Below are 26,173 nucleotides of genomic sequence, written 5' to 3'. Positions count from 1 at the left end.
TTACGCAATTACGCATTTTGTCCGTTCCCTAATCCCCAATTGATAAAATGCAGCACACTCCGATTCATCAGTCCCAACTCACTGCGGTTCATCGGGTAGTGCCCCATCATAAGCGCATTCACATACATCATTTCTGTAGCTGCCGTGACCATCTGCGTATCGGTAGCTTCAAGAATCCGCGCCACCACCGGGTTGTTCAGATTAAAGTATAAGGTGGAATAGCCCGAATTTTGCTGGACTCCTGCTTTCAGACTATCAAGCACATTGGAAAAAAGTGAGGTTGTCTCCTCAACCGTGTTTTCCATGGAGCGCAAGGTCAGGGCATCCTGAGAAATGGTATACAACACTGGCAAACTCGCAGGTTCAAAACGCTTCAACTCAGCACGGCAACGCATCGGCTGCAAAGCAGCATCCATGACACGTAGCACACCATAATAACTCTCGCGCTCTTCCTGCGTTAGCCCGGTAAATGAAAGAGATACCTCTTCAGGGCTAAGACGCTCTGTTTGCAGGTTAGGGTCAATCCAATGCAGCCTTTCCAAAATGTCTGAATCATAAATATAGCCGCCATTGATCACCAACATGGATTGCGCCGCCGCCACATGCGTAATCTGACGATACTCATCTACTGTCGATGTGTAATGCAGTGGACGTCCGTCCGCCTCTCGGATCAGTTCTTTCAGCTCACGCCGCCCAAATGTACTTTCGAAGGAAAACCAACGGTACATTATCCGCAAAAATTCATCATCCTCCACGGCGAGCGCCTTCATGGACAGCTCATGCAAACGAATCCAGTGCTGCAAGCGGTCTGGCTCATACTGCGCCATGCGTAGCAGTTCTTCCCGAATACAGGTCCCCAGTTCAGAACGAACATCGTCAAGCTGCTCATTTTCATAAAAATACTCACGTGATGCCGTTGGTTGCAATTCATCTGTCCAAATCAGACTTTTAATGAAGAATGCCCATTCCGGCAAAACATTTTCCGCCTTGTCGGACACCAGCATATGCTTCAGGTACACCCGATGCAGCCGCTTGCTGTTCAGATTAACACTGCGAGGCAAAATGAATGCAATCCCGCCTGTTCTGCCCGATGCCGTCCGCAACGGTATAAAATCACTGAAGCGCTCGCCCATCAAGCGATAGCCTAAATCCAGTACCTCACTACGGCGACTCCGTAATTGCTCTGGGTCCTGCATCCAGCTCGTCGACGGAAGATTGACGCGCTTGGTCTCCCCATCTACAGACAGCATGACCGGATACGGCAGCAACGCCCCATAATAGAATAAAGACTCCTCTACATTCGCTGGCTCATAATAAAACTCACTTCCCGGCTTGCAGCGCAAATAAATTTGCGTCCCTACAGGCAGCTCGGTTTCCAATCGACGAATCGTATACGTCCCATCCGGCTTCCCTCTCCATTCCATGGAGATGCCTTCCTTCACCGAGCGGGTCAGCACTACAATTTCATCGCTCACCATAAAGCAGGATAGCAACCCAATCCCAAAGCGTCCGATAAACGAAGTCTCAGAAGCCAGCAAATCGGCTCCCTTCTTGGAAGACTGACCGATGATCGACAAAAAACGGTGAATGTCTTCTTCTGACAATCCAATGCCGGTATCCTGAATCATCAATACCTGATGCTCCCCGGAACCAGATAACTCCACGATGACTTTACCTTCATAGTCGTTACTCTCAGAAACTGTATCTTCAAGGGCCTTGTCTTCTTGTAATACATTACTTTCAGCAGCAACCTTCCGCAGCTCCTTGCGAGCCGTGATCGCATCTGTTGCATTTTGCAGAACCTCACGTATAAACACTCGCGGACTGCTATATAAATGATTGGCCAAAATATCAATCATACCGCCCAAGTTCACTTGAAAACGATATTCGTCTGTTTGACTCATACAGATCATTCCTTTCTCGAAATACTACAACCACCATTTGGATTTAAATAGACTGTCTTTTAAAGTATAACGTGGATTTAAGTCGGATTGCACACCCTGCATTTCAGATATCAGTACGTTGACAACGATATAATAGGGTCTTTTTTCACCTGGGAAGTCTGGCACTGGGTCTAATTAACTTCATAAAAATGTACGGAGTACGAGCACTTAGTGAATAAGGATCATCTTTGTCTAGTTAAATTTAGTAATAAACATAATATTTATTTAAAATCCACCCTTCTCTTAGAAACCTATATCTATGGAGGGACAAATGGCTCATTTTACGCAAAAAGCTCGCATTGCCGCTCTTGTAATACTCTTACAAGAGAGGATGCGAGCTTATTTAGATACAGTCGAAGCTGTACCTTTTACAGAAGAGAATTAATGAGACTTAGCGAGACGGATAACGTTCCACGATGCTTTGCCCAAATGAGCTTTTACAATTCCGTCTTCAAGCTTGGCGTTGCCGCCGTTGTGAGGCGTAACTTTTTCACCAGCTGGACTGTTGGTCGCTTTAAGATCATCATGCTCCAATACAGTATGCTCGACAATGCGGTAGCCTTCAAAACTGCGTACATCTACTGTCAGCTCCAGCGATTCAGACAAATGACGATTCACTGCAAAGACAGTCAGTGCGTCTCCCTCTTCATCATAAACTACAGCGCTGTCCAGATAAGGAATGTCTGTGAAGTCCTTGGAATCGTATTTTTCCGAATCCACGACAGGCATCAGCGATATGCCACGACCATAACGGGAGGCATGCAGATACGGATAGAAAATCGTTTGTTTCCACGCCTTTCCGTTATTCTCGGTCATGATCGGCGCAATAACGTTAACCAGTTGGGCGAGGCAAGCCATTTTCACACGATCCGCGTGGCGCAGGAACGTAATCAACATACTGCCTACCAACAATGCATCCTCAAAGTTATAGATATCCTCAAGCTGCGGCGGTGCCACAGACCACGGATCAATTTTTTTGTCCGCATCATTGGAGTGGTACCATACGTTCCATTCGTCAAAGCTGAGCATCATTTTCTTTTTGCTGCGTTTCTTTGCTTTGATATAGTCACAAGTCGAAATGACCGTATGAATAAAATGATCCATATCCATAGAGCGTGCCAGGTAATTAGCCGTATCATTATCATGATTGCCGTAGTATTGGTGCAAGGAAATATAGTCCGCTATCTCATAGGTATGATCCAGTGTGGTTGCTTCCCATTCCGGGAACGTCGGCATTGTGGAACTGGAGCTGCCACAGGATACAAGCTCAATGTCAGGATCAATCAGCTTCATGGCTTTTGCAGATTCAACAGCCAGTCGGCCATATTCTTCTGCTGTCTTATGACCAATCTGCCATGGGCCATCCATCTCATTACCAAGACACCAGGTTTTAATCTTATGTGGTTGCTCTACACCGTGACTACGACGTAGATCACTCCAGTAGGAACCGCCTGTGTGGTTGCAATATTCCACCAGATTACGCGCAGCATCAATTCCGCGCGTACCCAGATTAACTGCCATCATGACTTCGGAACCTACATCCTTGGCCCACTTGAAAAATTCATTCGTACCCACTTCATTCGGCTCGACCGTTCTCCACGCCAGCTCCAACTGTCTAGGTCTGGACGCGACAGGGCCGACACCGTCCTCCCAATTGTAACCGGATACAAAATTGCCTCCCGGATAGCGTATAATAGGAACATCAAGCTGTTTTACCAAATCTTTAACATCATTTCGGAAACCGCTTTCATCACTGGTTGAATGAGTAGGCTCGTAAATGCCACCATATACGGCACGCCCGAGATGCTCTACAAAAGAGCCATAAATGCGTTTATCGACTTCAGCAATACGAAAAGATTTGTCTACGATCATCTTTGCTTTTACAGCTGCTGCCACCTAAACCATCCTCTCTGAATGCGAAAATAAAATCCGTTGTACCACCAAGACTAAGAAGCCGTTTTATTTACGGTTTTAATATAACACACCAGATTTATCATAGTCAATATTATCATTAAATACTTAATATAATTATTAACTTTTATAATAAACGATAAGCAATTGGTTACGTATTTCTAAATATTTCTTTTTATAAACAAACTTATTGAGTGAATAACCCTTTTCTAAATAGTAATAGTTGTCCTGCTGATCATATTTCCATTAGAGTAAACGGCGTAGTCTCGTTGGTTTAGAACCAAGAAACTACGCCGTTACTATGTTCAGCCTATAGTTTGTCACTACACTATTACTTAATCCCCGAAATCGTATAGTTCTCGATAATATACTTTTGGAAAACAATGAAGATAATCATGATCGGAACGACCATAAAGGTCGAGCCTGCCATTTGTAGGGCAAATTGACTTTCGTTCTGTCCCTTGAGCAGTGACAGTCCGACGGACAATGTGTACAGCTTCTCATCGTTCGCAATAATGAGCGGCCACAGGAAGCTGTTCCATCCGCCGATAAAGGTTAAAATGGCCTGTACTGCTAGAATCGGTGTCGAGATAGGCAATACGATTTGCAGAAAAGTACGGAACTCCCCTGCTCCATCGAGGCGTGTCGCCTCTAGCAGTTCTTCCGGGATATCGGACATGAACTGCCGGAACAGGAAGATCGCGAACGCACCTACCAATCCAGGCAGGACAATCCCTAGCATGGAATTGGTCAACCCCATCTGGTTCAGAATCAAATAGACGGGAATCATCGTCACTTGGCCTGGAATCATCATCGTTGCCAGTACCAGATAGAACAGAAACCCTTTGCCTTTAAATTGGAATTTGGCAAAGCCATAACCCGCCATGGCATTCAGGAACAATCCAAAGAAGGAAGCTAAAACAATGATCAGCGTATTCGTCAGATAGGTTCCAAAAGCCATGCTATCGAATAGTAATTTAAAATTATCCAGTGTAAAATGCTGCGGCCAGATGGTCGGAGGAATTTTGGTTACCTCCCCCTCTGTCTTAAAGGAGGATAGAATCATCCACGCAAAAGGCAGCACCATCAACAGACCTCCTACGGTCAGGAGAATCGCCACGAACCATTGAAATGTTTTTTCACCACTGCGCGTATTGGCGCGGGCTTGCTGAACAGCTGTTTTCACGTTCATCACCTCTCTCTATCAGGACTCCGCTTTATTTTGCAAACGGAACTGAATCAGCGTCACCGCGATGATCGCGAAGAACAGAATGAACGATCCCGCCGCGGCATACCCGAATTTACTAAATTGGAAACCGTTATTGTAAATGAACAGGGATGCCGTCAGCGTGCCGTCGAGCGGTTTCCCTTTGGTCATGACAAAAGGTTCCTCGAAAAATTGCAGCCAGCCGATCATCGTCGTGATGGACACGAAGAAAATAGCGTAACGAAGCTGCGGAAGCGTAATATAACGAATTTGCTGCCATGTATTGGCCCCGTCAAGCTGTGCCGCTTCATAATAAGAGCCCGGAATCCCTTTAATAGCCGCAATAAAAATAATCATGTTTAAGCCGATGCCCCGCCAAACCGCTAACACAATCAGCGAAATTTTCGCTACTGTTGGATCGGTCAGCCATGGGACGGGACCTAAATTCATCTGACCAAGTACGTAGTTGAATAATCCAAGCGTCGGATTATACAGATAGCTCCAAACCACTGCGACCGCAACCACATTCGTTACGGACGGCAGATAAAACACGACGCGGAATACTTTGAAAGCACGTGATTTCCCCATGTTAATCAGAATCGCGATGCTAAGCGAAAATATCAGCACCAACGGAACACCGATGATGACGAAGAACAGGGTATTACCAAGGGACTTTATAAAGGAAGGGTCCAAAAGCACGTTCGTGTAATTTTCCAATCCTATAAAGCGAATACTTTCATAATTAACGAGTCCGGACAGATCCATATCCGTGAAGCTGATCACGAGCGCCAGTAGTATCGGCAACAACGAAAACAGCGTTAACAGGATGATGGAGGGACCGATAAACAAGTATGGCGCAAGCTTCTGCGAGCTTCCTTTCATGCCTTCACTCCCTTTGACAATGACGGATATGGATCCTTATTTTTTTATTATACTTGCAGCCTGCTGATTAAAGTCATCCATTTCCTTCTGTACATCGGCATGACCGCGGTAAATACGTTCGAAGCTCTTGATGAATTGTTGAGAAACCTCTTCCCATGCGGCCAGTTGCGGCAATGCTGCGGAATGATCCAACTGTTTGCGAATCGTCCGAAGCATCGGATCACTCTTCAGTTTGGCATCTTCCCACGATTTAGTAGTTGCAGGCAAGTTACTGGACAGATCCATCCATTTCAGCTGTGTTTCTGGTTTGCTCATGTAAGCCAGGAATTTGGCCGACTCCTCTGGGTGCTTGCTGAATTTCATAATTGAAAGGTTGGCTCCACCCAAAACGGACAGGTTGTTTACTTTGCCAGGAAGCTCCGCTATATTCCACTTACCTTCCAATTCTGGTGCCTTGCTCTTGATTTCTTTAATCATGAAAGGACCGCTGATAAACATTGGAACGATACCCTCGCCTTGCAAACCTTGAACGGAATCAATTCCAATATCCACTGCGTTAGAGCCATTTTGGAAAAAGGTATTCACATACTTCACAGCATCCACAAACGGTGGTTGATTGAACAGCGGATTGCCCTGCTCGTCAACCAGCTTGGAACCGTTCTGGAGAGCAAACATAAAGCCCATAGACTGCTCCTTTGCACTAAAGGAGATGCCATATTTGCCTTTGCCCCGAGCCGCCAGCTTTTGAGCAGCATCGAAAAGCTCTTCCCACGTTTTAGGCGCTTCATTATATCCGACTTGTTTCAGTAGGTCAGAACGATAGAACAAAACTCTCGTTTCAGTGTACCAAGGCACACCGACTGGTTTCCCTTCAAATTTTGTCGTACCTACAGCACCCTCGAAGAAATTCTTCGATTCCAGTTCAGGATACTTGCTGATATAAGGGGTAATATCCGTCAATGCACCCGCAGACGCAAGTTCGGGAACCCATGATGTACCTAACTGAACCACGTCCGGACCGGATTTTGAAGCAACTGCTGTCAGCAGCTTATCGTGAGCGTTATCCCAAGGCAACGCCTGTACATCAACGTGAATATCTGGATTTTCTTTCTCAAAATCTTTTACAATTTCAGGCAGCAGTTTTCCTTCTGCTCCCATGCCCCACATGGTGATGGTCGTCTTGCCGTTAGCATCTTTGCCAGACGAATCATCCTTGGACGAGCAGCCTACCAGCGCGCCCCCCAGTAATAAGGTACTTGCCAAAATGATCCCCAACGTTCTTTTCATCATACAAATTCCTCCCGAGATGATCGGTTTACCGATCATGCAATATGATAACGGATTCAAATACGAGGACTTTGCAAAAATACAATAATTGATTGGAATCGAATTTTGCAAAATCCTGATGCATGTAAATACATAGCGATTAAAGCATACCGCTATAACACTTATGTTCAAAGCACAAGGACCATACCCGTCAATAGAAACGTTTCGATAGTCATTATAGAACAAATTGAAACCGTATTCAATAGCAATATTATTTTTTGTTTATTCGGAATCCTGACTTTTTTTCGTTTTTATCATCTTTATTACGCTATTTAGCCTATAAAAACCCGCTGAATTGGATTTGACTCTCCATTTGAAAGCGTATATAATCCAACTGAGTTCAACAATAGAAACGTTTCGATTAATAATACGACAGAATATTATGCTTCTATACTAGCTATTAGCCTGTTCAGCACTTTTTTGAATCATCTTTATCCAAAAAATCTCATGAATCTGAAAAAGAGAGCTGTCCACCAACAATACAGCTTATGGAGGATTATGATGGAACAACACCTGAATTCCTATTTAGAAAACATGACGCTTGAAGAAAAAGTCGATCAACTGCTACAGCTTGTAGGTGCCTTCTTTGAAGAAGCGGGAACAGATAGTCAAATTACCGGCCCTATGGCTTCTCTCGGCATCACAGAAAAAAATGTCCATAACGTCGGTTCCGTGCTTGGCCTCGCAGGGGCTAAAGAAGCGATTCGTGTTCAGCAGGCTCATTTGAGTAAAAACCGTCTGGGTATTCCGCTTTTAATTATGGCAGATATTGTACACGGCTTCAAAACGATTTTCCCTATACCGCTGGCTATTAGTTGCTCATGGGATATGCAGCTGGCAGAAGAGAGCGCTACCATTGCCGCCCGAGAAGCGGCTGTATCCGGTGTTCACGTCACATTCGCCCCTATGGTCGATCTGGTGCGTGACCCGCGCTGGGGCCGTGTGATGGAATCTACAGGGGAAGACCCTTACCTCAACAGCGAATTTGCTCGTGCGTTTGTGCGCGGGTTTCAGGGTAAAGATCTGACGAACGATACCGACCGGGTAGCCGCATGCGTGAAGCATTTTGCCGCATATGGAGCTGGCGAAGGCGGAAGGGATTACAATACTGTAGATGTATCCGCATGGCAGTTGCGAGAGTATTATCTCCCCTCCTACAAAGCTGCTTTAGATGAAGGCTGTGAAATGGTGATGACATCCTTCAATACCGTAGAAGGCGTAGCTGCAACGGGCAATAAGCGCCTGATGCGTGATCTGCTTCGTGGTGAATGGGGATTTGATGGTGTACTCATTTCGGATTGGGCCGCGATCAAAGAGCTTATTCCTCACGGCATTGCCGAAGATGAGCGGGAGGCAGCAAAGAAAGCATTACTGGCAGGCGTAGATATTGAAATGATGACCTCCTGCTACAATGGGCACCTGCCTGAGCTGATTCGCAGCGGACAGCTGGATGAAGCGCTCGTTGATGAAGCCGTGATGCGTATATTGAAACTCAAACAAAAGCTGGGCTTGTTCGAGAATCCGCTACGCGGCGCAGACCCTGAGCGTGAACGTGAAGTTGTGTTCTGCGAAGCCCATCGTGCGGTTGCCAAAGAACTAGCCATTAAATCATGCGTACTGCTCAAAAATGATTCCGTTCTTCCACTGAATCGCAATCAACCTATTGCGTTGATCGGACCTTTTGTAGAGAGCGGTGATATCCTAGGCTCTTGGTCGTGGAGTGGTTCGCAAGAGGAAGCTATTCGCGTTGTTGACGGGTTCCAATCGAAAATATCCTCCTCGTTGCTCACGGTTTCGGCAGGTTGCTCTATCGACGATATGACTGAGGAGCAATATGCAGAAGCTCTGCAAGCTGCCAGCCAAGCAGAGGTTATCGTGTTGGCGCTTGGAGAGCGCTCGGATATGAGTGGTGAAGCAGGCAGCCGTTCCAATATTCGCTTGCCACAAGCCCAGTTGGAACTGGTGAAGCGCCTGAAGACGCTGAACAAGCCTATGGTAGCCGTACTATTTAATGGTCGTCCGTTGGATCTGCACGGTGTTATTGAAGAAGTAGACGCTGTACTGGAAGCCTGGTTCCCTGGTGGCGAAGGCGGCGCGGCGATTGCCGATTTGTTGTACGGTGATGCCGAACCTACGGGTCGCCTGACCATGTCATTCCCGCAATCGGTCGGGCAGGTGCCCGTGTATTACAATCATTTTAATACAGGACGCCCGCAGCTAGATCCAAATACAAAAGAACGCTACGTGTCCCAATACCTAGACGTACCGAACGAACCTTTATTCCCGTTCGGCTATGGACTGAGCTACACCAATGTAGCCTATGACAGCGTACAGCTTTCCGGCGACACTCTTACTCCCGGTCAGGAGCTGACCGTTAAAGTGCAGGTAACGAACACAGGAACGCGTCCAGTCGAGGAAACTGTCCAGTTCTATATTCGTGATATCAGCGGTGATACGGTTCGTCCGATGAAAGAACTGAAAGATTTCTGCAAAGTCCTGCTTGCCCCAGGCGAAAGCCGGGAAGTGGAATTTACAGTGACCGAGCCTCAGCTGCGCTATCATCATGCAGATTTGAGCTTTGACAGTGACAGCGGTGAATTTGGCGTCTTTACAGGACCTAACAGCCGAGATACTACAGAAGGCCGTTTTCGGTTAGTAAAAGAAACAGGAAAGTGAGGCGTTCCCTTTGATAAATACAAGTCTAGATCAAAATATTTTGCTGCGGGCCGGAGACCTGTCTTTTACCTTCTTGAGCAGTGGTGATGTGTATAAGATCGCCCACGGCTCAACGATGATCAACCAACTGTTGACCAATTCAGTCGACGGTTCCTTGAACAATCTGTACTTGAGATTGTACCGTCCGTCCGGCGTAAGTATCACTCCCCTGCTTGGGGTTCGCTCACCGGGAGTAATCCGACAAACGGATCAGCAGATTATTTGGGAAGGTTTCACCGCTGGTGTAGGCTATCAGGTGACCTTCACGCTAAGCCGCCTGGGAGTATGGTTCTGGGATGTAACCCTACAGGGCGATGACGTGGAAGCAGATGTCGTGTACGGTCAGGATATCGGCATTGCCGATACTGCTGCTGTGCGCAGTAATGAAGCTTATTTATCTCAATATATTGACCACACCGTGTATCATGATGAACAAAGAGGCTATACCGTTTGCTCACGTCAAAACCAGCCTCAAAATCAGGCATTCCCATACATTCAACAAGGCTCGTTAACCCGCACTGTTGGTTACTCGACTGACGGATTTCAGTTCTTTGGACTTTCGTACAAAGAAACGAATGAGCCGGAAGCACTCCGTCGCGATTCGCTCGCCAATGAAGTGTACCAATACGAATTCGCCTATACCGCGTTGCAATCTGAGCGGGTGAAACTGGCTGGGGAAGCTCGCTTTACTTTTTACGGTCTGTTCCAGCCGAATCATCCAGCCGCAGTGACAAAGCTGGAGTATCAGGAAATGGTGACAAAAGCACGTGACGAAGTAGCTGCCATTCTAGTAGACGCTTCCGAGACCATCATACCGGTACGCGCGGCAAGTGATCTTCAGGCAGGGCGTGTGGCTCCAGCTCAAACCATCGGTGAGCCGCTGCGTACACTGGACTTGACCGATGCCGAAGTGGATCAACTTTTCCCCAAACGGCAGGAAGAAGAACGGGATGGCGATGAGCTACTTTCCTTTTTCACGGACAGCTATGAGCATGTCGTACTCAAATCCAAAGAGCTTCGTGTAGAGCGTCCCCATGGGCACATTTTAATGGGTGGGCATTACTCAGGAGGTAAGGAAGAAACCATTACAACCACCTCCTATATGTACGGGGTGTTCAATTCCCAACTCGTAATCGGCAATACAAATTTCAACAAAATGATTACCAACGCGCGTAATGCGCTTAATATTCCCAAGACATCCGGTCAACGTATTTATGTCGGAATCCAAGGGAAATACCGCCTGCTCACGATGCCTTCCCTGTTCGAGATTGGCTTCAATTATGTGCGCTGGTATTACAAAACGGCTGACGATACATTCATTATTACAAACCATACGAATGTCGATAGCCCAGAAGTACGGCTTCACATGCGTGCGGCGAGTGGCAAAACCTATCCGTTCCTCATCACTCAGCAAATGTCTATGCATGTGAACGAATATGAGCTCCCGTTTCATATGGAACGTGAAGGTGATGCCCTACTCTTCCGGGCAGACTCCGCCTCTCTGAGCGCCGAGGCCTATCCAGACTTGCTGTACCGAATGCACATAGAGGGCGCTCCATTACAGCATGTGAGCGACGCTCACGCACTGCTACAGGGGAAAGCTTCTCCTGATGCGTCTCTGGTTGTGCTGGAGCTGGGTGACAGCAGCGAATGGGCCTGCACCGTGCAGGGTTGGCTGAATGGGCTTTCAGCTGGGCAAGAATCAGCGCACAAAGAGCGTCACGCTTCCTTTGAAGATGAGCGCGAGCGCTATCGGGCATATTTTGCCGAGCTTATGAACGGTTTCCATCTGTCGCTGGGTCAACACGAAACGAGCGAGCTATTCCGTGTGAACGCAGTGGCTTGGTGGTACACCCACAATATGCTCGTTCACTACTCTGTGCCTCACGGTCTGGAGCAATACGGCGGTGCAGCCTGGGGAACACGTGATGTGTGTCAGGGGCCTGTGGAATATTTCTCAGCTATGCAAAAGTTCGATGAGGTTCGTTCCATTTTGCTGACTGTTTTCAGCCATCAGTACGAGGACAGCGGAAACTGGCCGCAATGGTTTATGTTTGACAACTATACTCACGTGCAGCAAGAAGAAAGCCATGGGGATATTATCGTCTGGCCGCTCAAGGTACTGGGCGATTATTTGACCGCTACCCGTGATTACAGTATTCTGGAAGAAAATGTGCCTTACACCCATCGGCATACTTTCGATTATACCAAGCAGACCGCGACTCTCATGCAACATGCCCTGAAGGAAATCGAATATATTCGCGTGAATTTCCTGCATGATACGTATTTGTCGGCCTATGGCGACGGCGATTGGGATGATACCCTCCAGCCAGCCAATGCTCAGCTGAAGCAATACATGGCGAGCAGCTGGACGGTTGCACTCACCTACCAAGTTATTAGTAACTTTGCTGCTGCTTTGGAGCAGGCCCCCGCGGATGTAGTAAGTGAAGCCGACAAGATCGCACAAGATCTACATCAGATGGCCAATGGCATCCGTAAAGACTTTAACCGCTACATGCTGGAGAGCGGAATTATTCCGGGCTTCGTGTATATGGAAGAGCCCGGCCAACCTAAGCTGATGCTCCATCCGTCTGACACCGAGACAGGAATCCATTATCGGTTGCTGCCGATGACACGCAGCATGATCAGCCAGCTGCTCACGCCTGAGCAAGCATTGGCTCATGAGCAACTCATCCGTGAGCAGTTCCTCTGCCCGGATGGCGTGCGTCTGATGAACCGCCCTGCACAGTATGATGGCGGTGTGAGCTCGCACTTCAAGCGTGCAGAGCAAGCGGCCAACTTCGGACGTGAGGTCGGGCTGCAATATGTGCATGCCCATATCCGCTTTGCGGAAGCGATGGCCAAATTGGGACGCAAGGATGACGCTTGGCACAGCTTGAAGCTCATCAATCCGGTCGGCATCCGTGCGTCCGTACCGAATGCCGAATGGCGCCAAAGTAACGCCTATTTCAGCAGCTCGGATGGTAAATTTAATACCCGCTATGAAGCACAGGAACGGTTTGGTGAACTGCGTGAAGGAGCCGTACCCGTCAAGGGCGGCTGGAGAATCTATTCCAGTGGTCCAGGAATCTATATGAATCAGCTCATATCGAATGTCCTTGGTGTTCGTCAGTCGGGCGAAGATCTAATCCTAGACCCCGTGCTACCGGATCATCTCGATGGGTTGGAATTTGAATTTTCCTTTGCAGGAAAACCAATTACCTTCGTCTACCGCATGCTGCAAGAGCATACTGGCGGTGAGCAAGGCCGTACAGTATTGAACGGAACACCACTGGAAAGCGTGCCCGCCGATGATAATCGCTACCGCTCCGGTGCCTTGCGCATCAAACGTAGGATTTTCGAGCAAGCCTTGGCAGAACATGATGGTGTACACCGGCTGGAGATTATTTTATAAAGCGTTTTTAATGCTAAATCTGGTATAGGCAACAAAGGGATGGCGATCTTGCGGGATCGCCCTTTGCTGCTTATGTGTAGGACTAAGACATTTGGAATAGATATGTGGTTAATAATGAATATACAATAGCAATTATAAGATGGACGACAAGGAGGTGACGATGTGGTCAGCATTAAAGATATCGCCAAACAGGCGGGCGTTTCCATATCTACCGTTTCATATGCCTTGAATGGTAGCGATAAGGTAACAGAAGAAACTTGCGCACGTATTTTAGCCATTGCCAAAGAGCTTAACTATGTGCCCAATGCCGCCGCACGTAATCTCAAGAAAAGGCAGACCAAAATTATTGGCGTTTTCCTAACTGATTTCCGTGGAGACGTTTATGGAGATTTACTGTATGGCATCAAGGAAATTTTGAACCGCAAGGGCTATGATCTCATCGTATGCAGCGGTAAGCAGTCTCACCGAATGTTGCCGGAACGCATGATCGACGGCGCCATTGTGCTGGATCAGACGTTTGATAGTCAGGAGCTACTGAACTACGCCGAGCGAGGACATAAAATTGTCGTGTTGGACCGTGAACTGAATCATCCTAACATTAACCAGGTGCTGCTGGATAACAAAGCGGGCGCCGCTCTCGCAATCGAACATTTATTGGAGTTGGGACACCGTAAGCTATATGTGGTTACCGGACCAGAAGGTTCTTACGATTCATGGCAACGGATGCAGGCGGTCAAGCAGACCATTGAGCGTAGCGGCGTGGCTGAAATGATCGAAATTGACGGCGATTTTGAGAAATCGGGCGGTGAACAGGCGGCTGAGATCATTTTGCAGCAACACGTTAGCCCGGATTCGGAACCTGTAGCCGTATTTTGTCTCAATGATGAAATGGCAGTGGGCTTTTACAATCGAATGGCTCAGTCAGAGCTGACGATTGGCAAGGATATTCATATCGTCGGCTTTGATAATATCGAGCTGGCGCAATATATTCAGCCCCGTCTGACAACGATTGACTATTCCAAGCGTAAATGGGGCGCTGTAGCTGCCGAACAAGTTCTCAAAATCATTGCTGGGGAAGACGTGGAGCATGAACGTTTATACGTTACGCTTGTCCAAAGAGAATCGGCAGGCGCAGCATTCATCACCCAAGATCAACAGAATCTGTGATGAACAACGCAGAAGTAACCTGCTCGCCAGCCTCCTCCCAAAAAAAAAGAACTTCCACAGGCCCAAAACACGGGGTGGAAGTTCTTTTGGTTATACTTATTTAACTTAACAAATCCTCAATTGAATTCGACAACGACCGTAAGGGATTACCAATCGTTTGCCCCGTCTCCAGCTCCACCTGTAACGCAGCATCAACCATAGACAACTGTGCTACAGCCAGCCCTCTGCTTGGATCAACCTCCCTTAGCTCATACAGCGAACGAACCAGCAATTCCTTATACTCGTCTTCACGTCCCTGCATAATCAGTTCAAAAGCGTCCTCCACCACCTTAACCTCTATCCAAGAAGAGATATCCGGTTTGCCTAACAGAGCAGCCGTATGATAAAGACGCTTCATCGTTCCCTCTACAGTAGCCGGATTCGTGAATACCAAGGTCCGTGGCAGCAAATCATCGCATATCTCATGAAAAAAGGGCTCATCCAGCGCAATTACTGGTGTAGACAGGGTCAATTGAGCCTTTTCTGCCAAAACAATATAATTCGTGCACGTTATCAAAATAACGTCTATATCGCTTTGAGCAATCCATCTCAGTTGCTCTTCTACCTTGCGACTGGCATCGTCCGCAGAAAAATGCGGGTCTGACGAGATCCGGCGCATAAGCCCAGGGTCCACAAAATGTATCAGCTCCACCTCATAAGAAGCAAAAGCTCGTTCCACATAGGCTATGTTCGAGTGATGTGCATGCAGGCAGCCCACACGTTGCTTCAAGCCTTCCATCGTCCAACCTCCTGTTATAAGTTTGCATCATTTTAACAGGAAGAGGACGATTAGGAAAGCATGCAAATCACGCCATACCACAAATGCACTTTCTTAAAACTTGCCGTTTGTATTTTTCCACTCTGTTTTAGCTGGAACCTCCTGAACTACGTCCCAATGTTCCGCTACCTTGCCGTTCTCTACCCGGAACAGATCATAGACAGCGGCTGAAGTTCCCTTAGACGATGTCAATTCACTCACAACCAGCACAAAGTTGCCTTCTCCAATGACCATGTGAACCTGATCATATCCAAAAGAAGCTCCTTGGCTTCCCGCTGCGGAAAATGCTTGTTTCAAATTGGATACACCGTCACCAAAAAGAGGATTATGCTGAATGTAATGGTCACCGTTATAGTAGCTTTCCAATGCAGCACGATTTTTGCCAACCAGGACATCATCCACAAACTTGCGGATCAGTGTTTTGTTCGTCTCAGTTTGGTTGAGATCCGTGATCTGTGTTGTTCCATCAATCATGGTGTGTCCGCTTGGATTGGCTGGAGCCGAGTCCTGCATATTGTCCCAATGCTCAACAATTTTACCATTGCTATCGAAGCGGAAAATATCAAAAACAATGCTCGTTTTCCCTGCAATGGACTCTTTATAATGAACTGCTACATAATTACCATCCTGAATTACACGTTGGATTTCAACCTGTACATTGGCTCCCTTCGACTGGCTAATCCCTTGCAGCAACGCATCTCTTCCGCTAGCAAAGCTCAGATTGTGCTGAATGTACTGATCCTTGCTGATCCAAGTCTCGGCCGCTTTCGTGTCTCCGGTTTCAAAGCTTTTCACGATTTCAATGACCTTATCCTTATTGCTCACCCCGATTTGTACCGTTTGGCTGGCCGGGTCCCAAATCACTTGCTTGCCCCACGCTTCTTTTATGACATCAACCGGTACATAGGTTACCCCTTGTTTAGTCAAGATGGTCGAGGTGGACAGTGGTACCTTAATCCCGTTGATTTGCGCTTCCGGGCTGCCTGACACCAGTACAACCGTCGCCTGGTCATAACGAATGGTTGTGCTTTGACGCGCCGTATTGAACGTAATATGCTTGGAATCCAGCGGAATCCCCAAACTGGAGGCCAATTGTCTCAAGGGAATTAAGACCTGCTTATTTCTCACGATAGGCGCAATTTTGTAAGCCTCCTTCTTGCCATCTACCCAAACCTGAATACCTGTAGCGGGTTTTGCTTCGGCCGCCAAGGCCGGTACAGCAGAAGATAGCACGAGCAAGCCAGCGAGTGCGGCAGTAACCGTATGTTTTTTCATGAATGTAAGCCCCTCTCAACATAAAAAAAATAGAAAATTGAAAACAATTCCCTTTTATGTAACTAATTAAGTTACACCTAATCACAAAAAATGAACTTTTCACGTCCTGCCTTATCTCTAACCCTCATCTGAATCTCTTGAAACCTCAATACCCCTCCTTTCAAAATTCTATATGCATAGCCCGTTATGCAGCAAGCTACAGCCTTAGAATAAAGGATATGGGGACTAATAACAATGTATGCTTATGGTCTTACAAATGAATTTATGATGAAACCACAAAAAAAGCGGCTCCTATCGCCAAGCGAATGAACGCTTTTTGAATAGTAAGCCGCTGTGTTAACCCCATTGCTATTGTTATACGGATAACGTCCTCCGAAACTTGATAAAGCTCCCGATTCGCCAGATTGAGATATACACCAGCGCCATCGTAATCGCCAGCATGCTAATTTCGGTCGTACCCAAACTACTGAGATACTGGGTCAAAACGACGCGAATCAAGATAATAGCGATAATAATATATTTAAAATATTGGTTCGGCTTGGGATAAATAAGACCGTCATCCCGTCTTTCATACGCTGTATGCAGCAAAATAACATAGCCAAACAGAGCCCCTAATAGCCCGGCAACCAGCAGTTCCCAAAAGGCGGGGAGCTCGTACGTTTGACCGGGAATATGCATTAATTGGTACACAGACATCATCATAAGCGGGAAAGCGATAAACAAGGGGAGCAGAATCCGGATTCCATTTCCTTTTACCGGTCCCCTTCGTCTCTTGGTCCTTAACCAGATCATCAGCCCCACCAGAACAGCCATCAATACATATATAAATATCGTCGTCATGGTGTAGTAACTCCTTCCTCATAGATCCTGTAGATACGCTAGCCTAAATCGACAGTTTTTTCTCCAGCAGATACGCGCTCAAGCGGATTAATACATATGCAGCAACCCAACTCATCAACACCGCAATCGGGAAATGCCAGGTAAATGGAAACCATTGTCCTGTTTGAGCATGGTCAAACTGCTCATAAAGCCCCTGATCGCCCGACCAATAAAAGACACTCCCGCCACCCATCAAAAGAATCCACAGTATCGGGTTAAGCGGCCTCAAGGTGCTGTATTTGGTACTGGCCGTCAATAGACCCAGCGCAATAACCAACGGTGTGAAGGCGATAATCATCACAAACCAGTTCAATCCGGCTACAATAAAAGACGCTGCATCCGCAAACGTATAAGGCTGTATGGTTGATGAGATGAACAACGCGTACAGAGAACCCACCACAAACAGAAGCAATATTACGACCATGGTTTGTAAAATAGCCGCAATCCATTTGGCGCTAATCAGCCATATGCGCGGATAGGGAAGGGTCAGCCACCATCCGTAGGTATCATTTTCCCATTCTCTTCTCAAACTTCCCACACCCATAAAAATGATCATGTACGGCAGGCCCAGGGTGACATACCACAGCCTTGTCAATTCGAGCTGGTTGTGAAGTGCGAAGTACAAGGAAATAGCGAACGCCGCAATTAGAAATAATGAGAAATACACGAGTCTCCACGATCTCGGTAGTCGATTGCGGCCCTGCCTTCTCCAGCTTCCTTTATTTCGAAATTCATGGCGTATCAAATCTTTGAACAGCCCTGATGAATTCACGCCTTCCACTCCTTTTTGTACAAATTGCGGAACACCTGATTCAGCGAGCCATGCTCTGCACGCAGATCATCCGAATCACCAGACCATATGGTCCGTCCGTGGTCCATCATGACCGTGTAGTCAAACAAGCCTTCCACTTCCTGAATATCATGCGTGCTAATGAGTATCGACTGCTGCCGACCCTCCAAATAATCAATAATCCCGGCTACAATCGCCTCTCTAGAGAGAACATCAATACCCGCAAACGGTTCATCCAGGATCATAAGTGGAACCTCACGTGCCAGACATAAAATCAGTAGCACACGTGCCTCCTGCCCGCGACTCAGCCCAGTCATTTTAAGTTCCAGCTCGACGTCCATATGATCAGCAAGTTTATACGCGTCTTTTATATTGAAGCCAGGCAAAAAAGACTTCCCCCATTCCAGCGTCTGCTGAACTGTATGATTGGGGTACCAGCGTGCCCGGTCAGGAAGATAGGATATATCCCGGTTGGTTTCCCAACCAGGCTGTCGGCCCAACACCTGAAGCTCGCCCCCATCTGGCTGAATCAATCCGGTGATTGCTCGAAAGAAGCTGGACTTCCCACAGCCATTGGGTCCAAGCACGCCTACAATACGTCCTGCCGGAATGATGACATCTAATTGATCCAGTGCTTTTTTACTGCCGTATTGCTTCACCAGATGATTCGCAACCACAACAGACTCCGTCATGCCTTATCGCCTCCTTCCTTGTCATTTCCGTCCTGTTTGCTTCGTATATACCGCTGTACATCTTCCCACGATAACCCCAGGCTACTCATCTGTCCGAGAAACTGATCTATATACGTTATAGCCAATTGTTCCCGAAAGCTGGCAATCCGTTCACTGGACGAAGTAACATAAGTGCCTAGACCGCGCCGCTTCTCAGTCAATCCGTCCCGCTCCAGCTCTTGATATGCCCGCATCACGGTATTCGGATTCATGCGTAATTCCTGCGCCAGATCACGAACAGATGGCATTTTGCTTCCCATTTCGATCTCCCCTTTAGCAATGGAGCTTCGTACTTGATTTAATATTTGTTCATATAATGGCTGGCTAAAGTCAATTAAAAATCGGAACGAGCCAACCCGTTGCTCTTCCATGGGTGTTTCCCCCTAATCGGCTGAATCTTTTGTGCCTGTAGTGTATTATATCACTTAATACACGTAATACAAGTTTATTTTAGCTGAAATTTTAGTCATGCCACCCAAATTTCATTCAGTAAATGCTCAGCTTGCGCTCAGATAGCATTCAAGTTGATCCCTTATGATGTATCACGTACCAAACAAACCACAACCGAAAGGTGGAAAATGAAGATGAAAAGCACCAAGAAAGCAATTTTGGCTGGAACGATGGCCTTGGCATTTTTAGGAGGCGGGGCACTGTACTCCACAAGCGCAGCCCATGCTGCTTCAACTACACCTGAGAAGGCTCCCATCGCAGACAAAGCACAGGCACCTAAGGGGAATCCCGGCGATGCTAATGGTCCTAAAATCGCAGGAGGTAACTATGCTGAGAACAAAGCTCTCCTGAAATTATTGAAATTATCCTCCACTCAGTTGGATACACAGCTGAAAGCAGGTAAATCCATTGCTACGATCGCCAAAGCACAGGGCGTGAGCATAAATTCCGTTATTGATGTAATGGTTTCAGATATGAAAGCAAAACTGGCTACGGAAAAACAAAACGGCAAGATTACGGCAACCGAATATAACCAACGTGTCTCTAATCTGAAGCAAATGATGACAGATATGGTGAATGGCGTGAAACCATCCAAACCACCAGTAGATGGCGGTAAAGCGGATGCAGGTAAAGCTCCTGCTCAAGGAGATGCAGCCAAAGCTCCTGCTAAAACCAATGCAGCTAAAGCCTCTGCTAAGCAGAAATAGCTACAGCTCCTGTTTTCCAAAAGCTGTAGCTCGATAAGTCGCATTCATAAAAACCATTTGTTAATCTGACACATCCACCCATGTATAATAAATCTCCATCCGGCTTCCCTGTACGGATAGAGAAATCAATTAGGCCTGTCCCCTGCTGCGATACAACAGAAGGAGACAGGCTTATTTGTCATGTAAACAAGATAATATGTGGTAGACTAACATGATCCAGAGGTCATTTTTCACTCTAATTCATAATAAGGAGAATGTAATGAAAATAAATAAACAGGAATTTGATGTGCAAGGAATACACTATACGATCAGATCAGCCATAATTCAAGATGCGAAGAATTTGTCTGAAATCCGCTTGCTGATTGATGGAGAAACTGAAAATTTAGATAGAGAGAAGGGAGAAGCGTTTATAAGTACATCCGGTTTTGAACAGCTCATTGAATCAGATACAGAGAATAACAGAAACCTATTTTTAATTGCGGTAGTTCATGATAAAATCGTCGGATTTTCAAGATGTGAGGGCCATGTTCTGAGCAGATTCTCTCATAAAGTTGAATTCGGCGTATGTGTACTAAAGGATTTTTGGGGTTACGGGATCGGGACGAATCTTTTAAAAAAATCTATTTCCTGGGCTGACTCCAATGGCATCAAGAAAATAACTCTACAAGTTTTGGAAACGAATGATAAAGCCATTGAGCTTTATAAAAAACATGGATTTGAAATCGAAGGGTTATTAAAAAACGATAAGGTTCTTTCAGATGGAAAATACTACAACACCATAATCATGGGGAGATTTCATAAATAAAAAAAGACCCTGTTCAACAGGATCTTTCATCTTTGCATCCCCACACTTACCCTAATAGCGATAATCATCATAAGGATTGCGATTGCGATACTGATCACGCGGCTGCTGGGCTGCGGTAATCATCAAAAATATGCCTGAGAGCAAATGCATCAACCAGCCCACAATCGGAATCCATCCAATAACCGAGGTCACGATCCCTAAAATAGATCCATAATAAGACTCTCTATTCGTCACCGATAGCACCAACGTAACAATGTGGAAAATCAGCATAAAGAACAATATAGTATACGCGGAATTTACGATGAGCAGCCCGCCCAAAACGGGAATAGCTAAAAACAGCTCCAATCCGCCTGTAATCCATTTTAATGTTTTTGATGGTGTCATTGTTCCACTCTCCCGATGCTGTTTCATTCCATAATTATATCCTATCCCTATACAGGATGACATACATTTTTTGACATATTATATGCTTATATCGTGACAGACTCATCCCTTTTTCGAATGAGCTAAGCCCTGGCTACATATATGTGAGAGAGAATGAAATGACGTGATTTCTAGAGGGGTGAACACGATGGGATATTATATTGAGGTGGAACGCGGCGTGAAGCTGTATGTTGAGGATATTGGAGAAGGCATCCCTGTTCTGATGGTGCACGGCTGGCCGCTGGATCACCGAATGTACGAATACCAGGTCGCCTTGTTGCCTGCTTACGGGTATCGCTGTATTCAGGTTGATCTTAGAGGGTTCGGCAAGTCTGATCGACCATGGCATGGATACCATTATGATCGATTGGCGGACGATCTGCTGGCTGTTATGCAGGCGCTTCAGTTAAACCAGGTACGGCTAATCGGTTTTTCCATGGGGGGAGCTGTGGTCACACGCTATATGAGCAGGCACCGGGGATTTGGCGTCAATCAGTTGATCTTGATCGGAGCAGCTACACCCCGGTTCACCCCAACCAGCGACTTCCCTTATGGTACTCCTGTCACAGAGGTAGATAAACTCATCAAACAAGCCTATACAGATCGTCCACAATTGGTAACTTCTTTTGGCGAAATGTTGTTTGCCAATCCCGTCAGCCAGAGCTTACGCGACTGGTTACGTGATCAGGGCTTTGCGGCTTCAGTTCATAGCATGGCTTGTACTTTGTATTCACTACGTGACTCTGATTTGCGTCCTGATTTGCCATGTATACACGTGCCTACTTGGATTCTACACGGCAAGCTGGATCGGGTCTGTCCTTTCCCCCTGGCTGTCCAAACTCAAAAGGGAATTGCCGGATCAAAACTTATTCCTTTTGAACGTAGCGGGCACGGTGTATTTTACGAAGCGCTACCTGAATTTAATTCTATCTTACTGAGCATACTAGCCCCATCCTCCACACCATAATTGAAAGCCTGTTCATTCTTATGTATAATTTATATTTATAAAAAACAAAAAGACGCCTCAGCGCCGTTAATGGCTATGGGGCATCTTTCACTACAAACATTTATCCGCTTAGGATTGTTTGGTATGATTGAAGCTCGTATTATTTAAAACTGCCAGCTTTTTCTCGCCCTTCACCATGGCAGAACCGCAAATGGGGCATGTCGGCTCGACAGAAAAAGCGAAGTTATCCCGCATCCAGCCGTTACATGTATCGCTGGCGCAATTCCAGACAGTTGTAATTTCCTCAGGAATCTCATCCATTGGCTTTTTCCGTGAATTGTACATAAACATCCCTCTTTCTTCATGATTTATAAAGCGATAAGATGTAATCAGTTCAAAAACGGTCTTGTGAACAGATAAAAACAAATGCCCCAAACACTATGTTCGGGGCATCTGAAATAGGCTGTAATTTTAAATTACAGTTTTACAACGTTCTCAGCTTGTGGTCCACGGTTTCCTTCAACTACGTTGAATTCTACGCGTTGGCCTTCGTCCAAAGATTTGAAACCTTCGCCTTGGATTGCGGAGAAATGTACGAATACGTCGCTTCCACCTTCAACCTCGATGAAACCGAAACCTTTTTCTGCGTTAAACCATTTAACTGTACCTGTTTGCATGGAATTACCTCCAAAATGTATTTATATGACCTTTATTTTTTACAAATAAAAATTCACATATTGCACAAGGTTATTTCAACCTAAAACAATAACCCTCTACAATATGTGAATCTCAGGTCACAATTTCAATATACTCATATTACCATAAGTGTATTGAAAACGCAAGCACTGGAGAATTTAATTTATGCAGAGTGCTTATATTCTCTATTGCTGCTTCAAAGCTGTGTTCATTCGGCGGGAGTGAGTCATTAACGCCTACTTAAAACATTATATCCGCAGTTGCTTCTTATTATACCAGCAATCAAGAAATAAATATACAAAATTCATTGTGCAGGAGACGAACTTCTTACTAAAAGCTCATCTCCTGCGTTTATTTGCTCATTTTAGTTCATTTGAATTACAACTCCGCCAGCGCTTTAATTTCCTCTGCTGTCAGCGCTTTGTTATACAATTGAACTTCATCCAGGCTGCCATTGAAGTAAGCATCGGCGGCAAAACGGCTTTTGCCGAGATAAGCCTCGTTCGTGAGTAGCTCATCAGGATTAAAGGTAATGCCGTCATTAACAGCTACTTCCTCACCGTTCACATACAACTTCCCTGTATTCCCCTCCAGTGTAACCGCTACATGCGTCCACTGGTTTAGAGGTAATGATGATTTGGAAAGCAAGCTTTGATCTGTACCCTCATGGATTGTAAACTGGAGCACACCACTTCCTTGGGAAGGGGTAAGAAACATATGGCGGGCTTGGCCGTTGCCGAAGTCAAAAATCCGTTGCCAAGCTGCACCGCCCTTCCAGTTCACCCAAGCGGAAAAGGTAAAATCCTTCGCATCTGTTACCATATTTGGTAGTTGAACGTAACCATCCTTACCGTTGAGGACAAGAGCACCGCCAAGCTTCCCGTCTTTATCCCATGCGGCACCACCATAGGTCTTACCATCGAAATGATTGTATGTGCTGTCGACAACCGAAGTTCCTTGATCTTCACTCCACGAATAGCGTGCAAGCTGAGGACCTCGGGCCTGTCCGGGAACAGTGGCTGTAAAGCTTTTCTTAGCGGTGGCTTTGTCCTTTTTGATGGTCGCCGTCAATGTAACTGTTATAGGCTGAGAACCGGCATCTGGACGGTATACTTCACCTGTCACAGAAATATTCTCCGGGTGGGTGGACTCCCATGAAATAGTGGTATCTTGTGCTGCTTGAGTAGGTAGCGTCAGATTATAAAGAACATTGCTCGTATCGCCCAGGCTCAGATCCTTCTGCACAGCAGCTACAATCTTGCTGGCCTTCAGGTCAGGCTTTAGCGAACCCCATACCGCAACACCCTTGGAGGACAACGCGGTAAAAGCAAGCGTCTTGGCACCTGTGTCTGGATCACGGTGTTGCAGGAATACGCCTTTGTACTTCGAACCCTCTGCTGTAATTTCCAGCTGATTGCCTGCCCCCAACTTCCATGTACCGTTCACTCCACCAGACAGCTTGCCGCCGCTATCCAGACTGACGTTAACGGCTTGCTTAATATTTGCCGAAATTTCCTTCCCGTGATTTACATACGAATATTGACCGAGGACATCCTTTTCTGACAGCTTTTTCAGTGAATCCTCATCTCCCGAATAACGATAAGGAGCAACCACAGGCCAACCGTCAGCGTTCATGAACATTTCATGTACCCGCACTTCATACTGTTCGCCTCTCCCCGGGAAACGGGAATGGAAAATGACAAAATGCTTTTTCGTCTTGGGATCATAATAAGCCGAGTTGTGTCCGGGCGACACATAGCCTGCACCCAGTCCAGTACCCGGATCACCAATTTCTCTTGGAATCAGGTAATTACCTATCAGTTTGACACCGTATGGTTCAATGGAAGCGTCATCAAAAAGTGGTTTATCAGGATTTGCCTTGACCTTGATCATATCATTGCCTTCAGCATCGTAGAAAGGGCCAGCCGGTGTTTTGGACCGAGCCACCCGCAAGTTGTATCCGCCATCCGCTGACAATCCACCATAGGACAGGAACAAGTAATAGTAGTCCGTTTGCGGACTGTATTGTATGTACGGCCCTTCCATACGAGCATGGTTACCGCCTGTCAGCTTTTTCCCGTAGCCTTGACCAGGGAGCGGCTTCCCTGTTTTTTCATCCATCTGCATAATGAAGATGCCTCCTGAGTAGGAGCCATATACCATCCACAGCTTGCCGTTCTTATCATAAAAGGTGTCCGGGTCTACGGCATTTGGATGCTTGGTTGCATCATAGATCGTCCCATCCTCACTCGGTTGGCCCCACATGCCGGATTTTAGAAAAATTCCTTTATTCTTATAAGGCCCTTCAATTTTATCAGCAACTGCTAGGCCCATCGCTGAACGCGGGGAGTCACCCTTGCAAGCGTTATAATACATATAGAACTTGCCATCTGCCAGTTGAATGACATCAGCTGCCCACAGTGTGTCCGTCTGTGCCCAATCCAGTGCTTCCTTTAATTCTTCTTTGACATTGGGAATCAATGCATTACCATTCGCCACTCCTGTAGCAATCGTATCCCAATTCATGAGGTCTTTGGACTTGGCAGCCGCCAGATGTGAGCCAAAAATGTAAAATGTGTCTTTCACTTTCAGAATGGATGGATCATGTACGGAAGTCTCCTTGAAAGAGACAGCCTTTTTACTTTGAATTGAAAAGTTTTCTAGGTCTTGAGCTTGAAGGGAAGTTTGCCCTACATTTTGAATTCCACCTGTATCTGAATGGAGTGTTGGCTCCGCGCCTACCAAAGAAGCAGGCAACAACAGCGCACCTGCGAGTGAAGCTGCCGTTACTTTACGAACAAATGATTGCTTCATAAATCAATCTCCTCTCGTTTTGAACATCCCTGATAACATAAAACAATATTGAGAAAGCGGTCAGGATTATGTTTGTATTAACTTCTTCACCCTCGAATTTAATGTTGGTCATCCCTCCTATTTTTCATTAAAGCGCTTTCAATTGATTTGAAAAATAAAAGCACCTTCTGTTAAGAAGGACGATTCAAACCTGGCGGTTAACCGTACCTCTATATTATTCAATGGATATGGAAAATTCAATATGTAATTTTATGTTTTTATAAATTATTCATCG

Annotated in this window: 21 protein-coding genes; 6 read left to right on the top strand and 15 right to left on the bottom strand. The window is 46.2% G+C overall.

The window, feature by feature from the left end; translation table 11 throughout:
• Nucleotides 1-8 precede the first annotated feature (8 nt).
• The 5 genes from ACWGXJ_RS01535 to ACWGXJ_RS01515 form a co-directional block, all read right to left on the bottom strand.
• Entirely contained in the window at nt 9-1,904 is a 1,896-nt protein-coding gene (locus ACWGXJ_RS01535; protein WP_452566010.1) for an HSP90 family protein, read from the bottom strand.
• A 420-nt stretch (nt 1,905-2,324) separates the two neighbouring features.
• Nucleotides 2,325-3,839, bottom strand: a complete 1,515-nt coding sequence (gene arfA, locus ACWGXJ_RS01530; RefSeq protein ID WP_452566009.1) for an arabinosylfuranosidase ArfA — start codon at nt 3,837-3,839, stop codon at nt 2,325-2,327.
• Nucleotides 3,840-4,185: 346 nt separating this feature from the next.
• Nucleotides 4,186-5,040 (bottom strand): carbohydrate ABC transporter permease, encoded by an 855-nt coding sequence (locus ACWGXJ_RS01525; RefSeq protein WP_023986622.1) that lies wholly within the window; start codon nt 5,038-5,040, stop codon nt 4,186-4,188.
• Nucleotides 5,041-5,058: 18 nt separating this feature from the next.
• Nucleotides 5,059-5,943 (bottom strand): carbohydrate ABC transporter permease, encoded by an 885-nt coding sequence (locus tag ACWGXJ_RS01520; RefSeq protein WP_069290875.1) that lies wholly within the window; start codon nt 5,941-5,943, stop codon nt 5,059-5,061.
• 36 nt (nt 5,944-5,979) lie between these two features.
• Nucleotides 5,980-7,233, bottom strand: coding sequence for a sugar ABC transporter substrate-binding protein (locus ACWGXJ_RS01515; protein WP_452566008.1), 1,254 nt, complete (start codon nt 7,231-7,233; stop codon nt 5,980-5,982).
• Nucleotides 7,234-7,770: 537 nt separating this feature from the next.
• On the opposite strand from ACWGXJ_RS01515, the gene bglX reads away from it, so the two are divergent.
• The 3 genes from bglX to ACWGXJ_RS01500 all read left to right on the top strand — a co-directional run bounded on the left by bglX (nt 7,771) and on the right by ACWGXJ_RS01500 (nt 14,566).
• Nucleotides 7,771-9,945, top strand: a complete 2,175-nt coding sequence (bglX, locus tag ACWGXJ_RS01510) for a beta-glucosidase BglX (protein ID WP_452567848.1) — start codon at nt 7,771-7,773, stop codon at nt 9,943-9,945.
• 13 nt (nt 9,946-9,958) lie between these two features.
• Nucleotides 9,959-13,399 carry a GH36-type glycosyl hydrolase domain-containing protein gene (locus tag ACWGXJ_RS01505; RefSeq protein WP_452567847.1) on the top strand — a complete coding sequence of 1,147 codons (3,441 nt, stop codon included), beginning with the start codon at nt 9,959-9,961 and terminating at the stop codon, nt 13,397-13,399.
• Nucleotides 13,400-13,561: 162 nt separating this feature from the next.
• Nucleotides 13,562-14,566, top strand: a complete 1,005-nt coding sequence (locus ACWGXJ_RS01500; RefSeq protein ID WP_452566007.1) for a LacI family DNA-binding transcriptional regulator — start codon at nt 13,562-13,564, stop codon at nt 14,564-14,566.
• 100 nt (nt 14,567-14,666) lie between these two features.
• Here the strand turns inward: ACWGXJ_RS01500 and ACWGXJ_RS01495 are convergent, their stop codons facing one another.
• The 6 genes from ACWGXJ_RS01495 to ACWGXJ_RS01470 form a co-directional block, all read right to left on the bottom strand.
• Nucleotides 14,667-15,344 (bottom strand): hypothetical protein, encoded by a 678-nt coding sequence (locus ACWGXJ_RS01495; RefSeq protein WP_061830713.1) that lies wholly within the window; start codon nt 15,342-15,344, stop codon nt 14,667-14,669.
• Nucleotides 15,345-15,437: 93 nt separating this feature from the next.
• Nucleotides 15,438-16,658 carry a stalk domain-containing protein gene (locus ACWGXJ_RS01490; protein ID WP_452566006.1) on the bottom strand — a complete coding sequence of 407 codons (1,221 nt, stop codon included), beginning with the start codon at nt 16,656-16,658 and terminating at the stop codon, nt 15,438-15,440.
• Between the two features lie 354 nt (nt 16,659-17,012).
• Entirely contained in the window at nt 17,013-17,498 is a 486-nt protein-coding gene (locus ACWGXJ_RS01485) for a cytochrome c biogenesis protein CcdC (protein WP_235306981.1), read from the bottom strand.
• Nucleotides 17,499-17,541: 43 nt separating this feature from the next.
• The gene (locus tag ACWGXJ_RS01480) at nt 17,542-18,309 is read right to left on the bottom strand and encodes an ABC-2 transporter permease (protein ID WP_452566005.1); all 768 of its coding nucleotides are present in this window, start codon (nt 18,307-18,309) and stop codon (nt 17,542-17,544) included.
• Entirely contained in the window at nt 18,306-19,019 is a 714-nt protein-coding gene (locus ACWGXJ_RS01475; RefSeq protein WP_348621246.1) for an ABC transporter ATP-binding protein, read from the bottom strand. The genes ACWGXJ_RS01480 and ACWGXJ_RS01475 overlap by 4 nt, the downstream gene beginning before the upstream one ends.
• A complete protein-coding gene (locus tag ACWGXJ_RS01470) occupies nt 19,016-19,429 on the bottom strand; it encodes a GntR family transcriptional regulator (RefSeq protein ID WP_254330058.1) in 414 nt (137 codons plus the stop codon). The genes ACWGXJ_RS01475 and ACWGXJ_RS01470 overlap by 4 nt, the downstream gene beginning before the upstream one ends.
• A gap of 213 nt (nt 19,430-19,642) precedes the next feature.
• Here ACWGXJ_RS01470 and ACWGXJ_RS01465 point away from each other — a divergent pair, with 213 nt between their 5' ends.
• Nucleotides 19,643-20,215 carry a hypothetical protein gene (locus ACWGXJ_RS01465; RefSeq protein WP_452566004.1) on the top strand — a complete coding sequence of 191 codons (573 nt, stop codon included), beginning with the start codon at nt 19,643-19,645 and terminating at the stop codon, nt 20,213-20,215.
• Between the two features lie 259 nt (nt 20,216-20,474).
• Nucleotides 20,475-21,020, top strand: a complete 546-nt coding sequence (locus ACWGXJ_RS01460; protein ID WP_452566003.1) for an N-acetyltransferase family protein — start codon at nt 20,475-20,477, stop codon at nt 21,018-21,020.
• A 51-nt stretch (nt 21,021-21,071) separates the two neighbouring features.
• On the opposite strand, the gene ACWGXJ_RS01455 is transcribed toward ACWGXJ_RS01460, so the two are convergent.
• The gene (locus ACWGXJ_RS01455) at nt 21,072-21,404 is read right to left on the bottom strand and encodes a hypothetical protein (protein ID WP_061830729.1); all 333 of its coding nucleotides are present in this window, start codon (nt 21,402-21,404) and stop codon (nt 21,072-21,074) included.
• Nucleotides 21,405-21,591: 187 nt separating this feature from the next.
• Between ACWGXJ_RS01455 and ACWGXJ_RS01450 the strand changes: the two genes are divergently transcribed.
• Nucleotides 21,592-22,410, top strand: a complete 819-nt coding sequence (locus tag ACWGXJ_RS01450; protein WP_452566002.1) for an alpha/beta fold hydrolase — start codon at nt 21,592-21,594, stop codon at nt 22,408-22,410.
• A 108-nt stretch (nt 22,411-22,518) separates the two neighbouring features.
• On the opposite strand, the gene ACWGXJ_RS01445 is transcribed toward ACWGXJ_RS01450, so the two are convergent.
• From ACWGXJ_RS01445 to ACWGXJ_RS01435, 3 genes are all read right to left on the bottom strand, one after another.
• The gene (locus ACWGXJ_RS01445; RefSeq protein ID WP_013308357.1) at nt 22,519-22,734 is read right to left on the bottom strand and encodes a cold-shock protein; all 216 of its coding nucleotides are present in this window, start codon (nt 22,732-22,734) and stop codon (nt 22,519-22,521) included.
• A 131-nt stretch (nt 22,735-22,865) separates the two neighbouring features.
• Complete coding sequence (locus ACWGXJ_RS01440) at nt 22,866-23,066, bottom strand: cold-shock protein (protein WP_007428290.1); 201 nt, start codon at nt 23,064-23,066, stop codon at nt 22,866-22,868.
• Between the two features lie 397 nt (nt 23,067-23,463).
• Complete coding sequence (locus tag ACWGXJ_RS01435) at nt 23,464-25,899, bottom strand: LamG-like jellyroll fold domain-containing protein (RefSeq protein ID WP_452566001.1); 2,436 nt, start codon at nt 25,897-25,899, stop codon at nt 23,464-23,466.
• Nucleotides 25,900-26,173 lie beyond the last annotated feature (274 nt).

The organism is Paenibacillus sp. S33 (assembly GCF_053615415.1).
The sequence above is the reverse complement of the archived record's forward strand: the minus strand, read 5'-3'. Positions and strand labels throughout refer to the sequence as shown.

Coding starts and splice junctions, on each gene's coding strand:
- ACWGXJ_RS01535 (WP_452566010.1), bottom strand. CDS start 1,904: ATGAGTCAAACAGACGAATATCGTTTTCAAGTGAACTTGGGCGGTATG.
- ACWGXJ_RS01520 (WP_069290875.1), bottom strand. CDS start 5,943: ATGAAAGGAAGCTCGCAGAAGCTTGCGCCATACTTGTTTATCGGTCCC.
- ACWGXJ_RS01515 (WP_452566008.1), bottom strand. CDS start 7,233: ATGATGAAAAGAACGTTGGGGATCATTTTGGCAAGTACCTTATTACTG.
- bglX (WP_452567848.1), top strand. CDS start 7,771: ATGGAACAACACCTGAATTCCTATTTAGAAAACATGACGCTTGAAGAA.
- ACWGXJ_RS01495 (WP_061830713.1), bottom strand. CDS start 15,344: ATGGAAGGCTTGAAGCAACGTGTGGGCTGCCTGCATGCACATCACTCG.
- ACWGXJ_RS01490 (WP_452566006.1), bottom strand. CDS start 16,658: ATGAAAAAACATACGGTTACTGCCGCACTCGCTGGCTTGCTCGTGCTA.
- ACWGXJ_RS01485 (WP_235306981.1), bottom strand. CDS start 17,498: ATGACGACGATATTTATATATGTATTGATGGCTGTTCTGGTGGGGCTG.
- ACWGXJ_RS01475 (WP_348621246.1), bottom strand. CDS start 19,019: ATGACGGAGTCTGTTGTGGTTGCGAATCATCTGGTGAAGCAATACGGC.
- ACWGXJ_RS01470 (WP_254330058.1), bottom strand. CDS start 19,429: ATGGAAGAGCAACGGGTTGGCTCGTTCCGATTTTTAATTGACTTTAGC.
- ACWGXJ_RS01465 (WP_452566004.1), top strand. CDS start 19,643: ATGAAAAGCACCAAGAAAGCAATTTTGGCTGGAACGATGGCCTTGGCA.
- ACWGXJ_RS01460 (WP_452566003.1), top strand. CDS start 20,475: ATGAAAATAAATAAACAGGAATTTGATGTGCAAGGAATACACTATACG.
- ACWGXJ_RS01455 (WP_061830729.1), bottom strand. CDS start 21,404: ATGACACCATCAAAAACATTAAAATGGATTACAGGCGGATTGGAGCTG.
- ACWGXJ_RS01450 (WP_452566002.1), top strand. CDS start 21,592: ATGGGATATTATATTGAGGTGGAACGCGGCGTGAAGCTGTATGTTGAG.
- ACWGXJ_RS01445 (WP_013308357.1), bottom strand. CDS start 22,734: ATGTACAATTCACGGAAAAAGCCAATGGATGAGATTCCTGAGGAAATT.
- ACWGXJ_RS01440 (WP_007428290.1), bottom strand. CDS start 23,066: ATGCAAACAGGTACAGTTAAATGGTTTAACGCAGAAAAAGGTTTCGGT.
- ACWGXJ_RS01435 (WP_452566001.1), bottom strand. CDS start 25,899: ATGAAGCAATCATTTGTTCGTAAAGTAACGGCAGCTTCACTCGCAGGT.